This window comes from Microcoleus sp. ARI1-B5, from assembly GCF_036705795.1.
Lineage (GTDB): Bacteria > Cyanobacteriota > Cyanobacteriia > Cyanobacteriales > Microcoleaceae > Microcoleus.
In genome coordinates this window covers 1-5,700 of sequence record NZ_JAUBVK010000066.1, presented here as the reverse complement: position 1 = coordinate 5,700, position 5,700 = coordinate 1, and the positions used below count along the sequence as shown (strand labels likewise).

Annotated in this window: 4 protein-coding genes and 1 pseudogene; 4 read left to right on the top strand and 1 reads right to left on the bottom strand. The window is 45.3% G+C overall.

Annotated features, from left to right (window positions below; translation table 11 throughout):
* On the bottom strand, positions 1 to 188 hold a 188-nt coding region (locus QUB63_RS34775; RefSeq protein WP_332949941.1), incomplete at its 3' end, for a hypothetical protein.
* Between the two features lie 890 nt (positions 189 to 1,078).
* Between QUB63_RS34775 and QUB63_RS34770 the strand changes: the two genes are divergently transcribed.
* From QUB63_RS34770 to QUB63_RS34755, 4 genes and pseudogenes are all read left to right on the top strand, one after another.
* Entirely contained in the window at positions 1,079 to 2,584 is a 1,506-nt protein-coding gene (locus QUB63_RS34770) for a group II intron reverse transcriptase/maturase (protein WP_332949940.1), read from the top strand.
* Between the two features lie 127 nt (positions 2,585 to 2,711).
* Positions 2,712 to 3,584: pseudogene (locus QUB63_RS34765) on the top strand (reverse transcriptase domain-containing protein); the annotation flags it as partial.
* Positions 3,585 to 3,599: 15 nt separating this feature from the next.
* On the top strand, positions 3,600 to 4,244 hold the full coding sequence (locus QUB63_RS34760; RefSeq protein ID WP_332949942.1) for an HNH endonuclease: 645 nt from the start codon (positions 3,600 to 3,602) through the stop codon (positions 4,242 to 4,244).
* 129 nt (positions 4,245 to 4,373) lie between these two features.
* A complete protein-coding gene (locus tag QUB63_RS34755; protein ID WP_332949939.1) occupies positions 4,374 to 5,594 on the top strand; it encodes a hypothetical protein in 1,221 nt (406 codons plus the stop codon).
* The last annotated feature ends 106 nt before the right edge of the window (positions 5,595 to 5,700 follow it).

Sequence of the window (5,700 nt, the reverse complement as noted above, 5' to 3'; positions counted from 1 at the left end):
GTGCGATTCGTTGAAGCGTGAATCACGGTGAAAGCCCGTACATAGCCCTTCCAGCCACAAGGCTGAACTCTCGGTCTGATAAGGGTGCAAGCCCCTTCTGCCAGACTCAGGTATGACTCCCTATCTGCCCACACCGACCAAGCTCGATTCTTGGAGAGTGAAGCTGGGAACAGGACGCAATCAGACATCTATTGTGGGATGACACTGGCGTTAATGGGGAGTTCCAATGGTGAAACTGAGCCTATAAAAGTAACTTACTTTCAAGCGGGACACAGCCCATAAATCCCGACTTCACTGGAGACTATTCCCGCCGAGTTTGAGGCATGATATCGGTAAGAGTCCAGGGAATCCAGTAGTTAAAGTGGCTACACCTAAAGGAACAAACAATCACGCCCGAGGGAACGAATAAAAACGAATTGAGGGTCTAGGAGAAGTCGAACTCCAAAGTAGGCCAGACGAGCAGCGGAACTCCCTCAGTTCGGGTAGGATGTGGCGTAATTGCTGCAAGGTGTTCAGAAAACATAAGTTGGAGAAGAGCATGATTAGACGTGCGATTCGTTCTCAGCCGAATACATAAGCTGAGGTGAGGGAAAGAGTGCTTTATCCCTCATAACTTCTTCCAAGATACGGGTTTAAGTCCCGTCCATCTAGGGTGATGTGACTCCCAACCTGTCCACACCGAGTAAGCCTGGAATCTTACAGAGTGAAGCTGGAAACAGGACGCAATCAGAGCCAAAACAGATAGGCGCACTGGCGTTAATGGGGAGACGACATGGGTAAATAGGTTCTGAAAAAGTGTCTTTCATGCAAGCCACAATCTGAACAAATAATGTGGACTTCACTCTCGAAACTCTCGCTTCGTTCTGTCTAAAACAGGAGCAACCCTGAGAAGAGAGTAGGCAAATTGAACCGCCCTAAATCGTCAGCCAATCGGGAAGAGGAACGAATAAAAACGATGTTTGAGTCTGGAGCCGGTCGAAACTCCAGTAGGTGAGACAGGACACGGAACTCTTAGGCATCGGGTAGGACAGCGAGTAATTTCGCTGAGGTAATCAGAACACAAGAAGGTAAGTAGAGTATGGTTGGACGCAGTGTAATAACTAGCGAATCATGGAAGACATTGCATTGGAAGAAGTTCCGGCGCAATTTATTTCGCCTACAAGTCAGATTGTGGAAAGCTATTCAAGTTGGAGACAAGGCACGAGCCAGAAAGCTTCAAAAGCTAATACTGAGAAGCCAAAGCGCTAGGTTGCTGGCAATTCGTCAAGTGACACAACTCAATCAGGGTAAGAAAACTGCTGGCGTAGATGGTAAAGCAAGTCTTAGTGCCAAAGAACGCTTTGAATTGAACGAGATTCTAAAGAACAAGGTGCGTCACTGGGAACATCAAGGACTTAGAGAAATTCCAATCCCAAAAAAGGATGGTACTAAGCGAATTTTGAAAGTTCCCACAATCTCAGATAGAGCTTGGCAATGTCTCGCCAAGTACGCCATCGAACCAGCACACGAAGCATTATTCCATGCACGAAGCTACGGTTTTAGACCTGGACGCTCGACGCACGATGCCCAGAAGGTACTCTTCATAAATTTGCAATCCAATCATGGAGGCAAAGTAAAGAGAATTCTGGAGCTAGATATTGAGAAATGTTTCGACCGCATCAACCATAGTATGCTAATGAGCAAAATAATAGCGCCCCAGTCTATTAAGATTGGATTGTGGAAATGCCTGAAGTCTGGAATTAGTCCAGACTTCCCTGACCAAGGTACACCTCAAGGCGGAGTCATTAGCCCGCTACTAGCCAACATAGCACTTGACGGAATAGAAGACATTCATCAATCGGTAAGATATGCCGATGACATGGTGTTTATTCTCAAGCCAAACGACGACGCCGCCAAAGTCCTAACTAAGGTGGAAGAATTCCTAGCACTATGGGGGTTGAACGTTAAAGCCTCCAAAACAAAACTGGTAGCCTCGACAGATGGATTTGACTTTCTTGGATGGAATTTTAGGGTACAAGAAAATGGAAAGTTTAGAAGTAGTCCTTCTGAAGAAAACTTTAAAGCGTTCCAAACCAAAGTCAAACACATCGTCAACAACTCGAATTATGGTGCTGAAGTCAAGGCTGAAAAATTGGCTCCTATCATCAGGGGATGGAGAAACTACCACCGCTATTGCAAAATGGAGGGTTCTCGTTTCTCGCTGTGGCACACACGCCACAGAGCATGGAAGGTTTTCAGTAGAGAACGAAAACTTAACCGTTATCAGGTTGATGCCTTAATCGATAAGGCTTTCCCAAGCGTTCCCTACTCAGAAAATAAGCACGTCAATGTCAAGGGAAATAAAAGCCCCTTCGACGGCGACACCATCTACTGGAGCAAGAGAAACTCCGATAAATACGACGGAGCCACAGCCAGAACACTTAAAAGACAGCATCATTCATGTGGGCAATGTGGGCTTAAATTCAACGATGACGAACGGGTGCAGCTTCACCACATTGACGGCAACCACAACAACTGGAAGCCTAGTAATCTCGTAGCAATCCATGAAAGCTGCCACGATTACCTCCACATGAGCAAAGGCTAAGCCTTAGATTATCGGGAGCCGGATGCACCGAAAGGCGCACGTCCGGATCTAACGGAGAGGGGCGGGAGATAATACTCCCCCTCGACTCCACCACAGCAGTAATGCTAGTGAATCTTGGAAAACGTTACCTTGGAAGAAATTCCGACGGGACTTATTCCGCCTACAAAAACGAGTGTTCAAAGCGATTCAAATTGGAGACAAGCAGAAAGCGAAGTCCATTCAAAAGCTAATTCTGAAATCCACGGCTGCAATCATGTTGGCGATACGTCAAGTAACTCAACTAAATGCTGGCAAAAAGACTGCGGGAATCGACGGAAAAGCCTCACTCACACATGAGGAAAGGTTTGCGCTGAGTGAAAAACTCAGAACCCAAAGTAACAACTGGAAACATCAGAAGTTGCGTTCAATACCAATCCCTAAAAAGGATGGGAGTACCCGCCTCCTAAAGATACCTACTACCGCAGATAGAGCGTGGCAATGCCTCGCAAAATATGCCTTAGAGCCAGCACACGAAGCAACCTTCCACTCCCGGAGTTACGGTTTTAGAACAGGACGGTCAGCGCATGACGCGCAGAAATTTTTGTTCCACAATCTACGCTCCCAGAGCAATGGAATAGAAAAACGAGTTATCGAACTCGATATCGAAAAATGCTTCGACCGGATAAGCCACATCAGTATCATGGAACGACTCATTGCTCCAATGGGCATCAAGGCCGGAATATTCCGCTGTCTAAAATCAGGAGTTAACCCAGAATTTCCAGAACAAGGAACTCCGCAAGGGGGTGTGGTTAGTCCATTACTCGCCAATATCGCTCTCAATGGGATTGAGGAGATACACCAATCAGTTCGCTACGCGGACGATATGGTAATAATTCTCAAGCCCAAAGATGACGCAACGGCAATACTTGATCAAGTCAACGAATTCCTGGCAGAACGTGGGATGAAAGTTAGTGAAAAGAAAACTCAGCTAACGGCTACGACAGATGGATTTGACTTCCTCGGTTGGCATTTTAAAGTGCAAAACAACGGGAAATTTAGATGCGTTCCATCAGCGGACAATTTTAGAGCTTTCCGTCAGAAGGTAAAACACATCGTTAACAACTCGAATTATGGTGCTACGGTCAAGGCTGAGAAATTAGCCCCTGTAGTTAGAGGTTGGAGAAACTACCATCGCTTTTGCAAGATGGACGGATCTAAAAATTCGTTATATCACATTGAAACAAGGGCATTTCAGGTATTCAACAAGGAAGCAAAACAGAATCGCTATACTGTCAAGAAACTGATAGAAAAAGCGTTCCCAGCGGTTCCTTACTCCGAAAACAAATTTGTCAATGTCAAAGGTGAGAAATCACCTTATGACGGAGACATAGCCTATTGGAGTGAGCGCAATAGCAAGCTCTATGACGGCGAAACCTCTAAAGCTTTAAAACGGCAAAACCATAAATGTGGGAAATGTGGCTTAAAAATGCTAGGCGATGAAAAGGTACATCTGCACCACGTAGATGGTTGCCACAGTAATCGGAAAATAAACAACCTCTTAGCGGTTCACGAAAGCTGTCACGATTATATCCACATGAGCAAAGGCGCAAGTCAAGAACATCGGGAGCCGGATGCGGTGAAAGTCGCACGTCCGGTTCTAACTGAGAGGGGCGGGGAATAATATCCCCCCTCGACTCACCCCAAAGGGGTAGGGCTTAAGAAGGATAGCAAAGCTAAAGGGTCTTACATTACCCTCCAGTTCAAGCTAGGTGACAAGCGGGTCAATAAGACCTGTGGGTGCTACCTAACGATGCAAGGTATTACTGATGCTCTGAGAAAAACTCACTTAGTTGCTAGCGCACTACGATCTTTCTCTAGTGAGAGTCAGTTTTTAAGCTGGTACGATGATGTAATCCTAGAAAAGAACGTCGTCAAGAATGATTTGATGACGTTCGGCGAGGCTATCGCAAAAGTAGAGGAAAAATACTGGAATGGGCGCACTAAACGCCGTCAGCAGCGTGACAGGAGTAGTATTAGTCAGCAGTATTCTTGGAGATGTGTTTATGGTGACTATTTCAAGTTATTGCCAGATAATAGGATTGTAAACTTGCCAGATATTCTCTCAGTAGTCAACAGCAAAAAACCAGGTACTAAATGTTTTAAAAACTGCCTGTGCGCCATGCGGAAGCTAGCTGAGACTATTGGTAATACCGACTTACTTATTCGCCTTAAAGAAGTTGACGGCACGCAAACAGAATTTCGTGAAGACCTTCAAACCTTATCGGTAAATGAATTTTTGAAGCTTCATAACGATGTATTAAACATCCCTGCTGACAAACGCTATAATTTAGAATCGCGCAAGCGATGGTTGTGGGTGTTTTCGATGCAAGTAGTGTACGGCTTCCGGGTTCACGAGGTCTTTGCCATTCTGAATATCGACAAAGCATTCAAGACAAAGGATGGTGTTATCATCCCTGCCTTGACTGAGCCAAGCAATAAAAAAATGATTGCTGTGGTTGGTGACAAGACACTATTAGATACCACAACCAAAACAGGCTACCGATTGTGCGTACCCATGCCTCCGCCTACTCATCCTGACTTGATAGAGTGTCTAAACATTAGGTCAGGTAAGTTACCTGAAATTCACTCAAACTCAAACAGTCCAAAGGTAATTGTTGGTATATACAACGACCGCGCCAGGAGAGCTTTGAAAAGATGGAACAAGGGTTTTACTCAGTCTCATGCGTTACGTCACCTGGCAAATCTGAACGGTCAAATGGCAGGGATGTCTCAAGAAACAAGGGCTAAAAATTTAGGACATTCGCCGCAGATGAATGAAGGGACTTATAAAAAACGAGCCAATACCAATACGACAATTGATTTACTAACTCAATCCACAAAGGAAGCTATTCCCTTAATTGCTGCGATCGGGGTGCTTAAACAGTTGGGAAGTGATGTGAAAAATATCAAACTGCTAGCCGCTATTTACGGCATTACGCCCCACGAAGTGATGGAGTTGCTTGCCGAATAATTTGAAACAAAACTTTACAGTCGCACCTGTTGACAAGTGAGTGCAAACCTGTAATCGTGAGTAACTAAGGAAGATTGATGCGCGACTGACTAGCACTTGCAATGCT

Coding starts and splice junctions, on each gene's coding strand:
- QUB63_RS34770 (WP_332949940.1), top strand. CDS start 1,079: ATGGTTGGACGCAGTGTAATAACTAGCGAATCATGGAAGACATTGCAT.
- QUB63_RS34755 (WP_332949939.1), top strand. CDS start 4,374: ATGCAAGGTATTACTGATGCTCTGAGAAAAACTCACTTAGTTGCTAGC.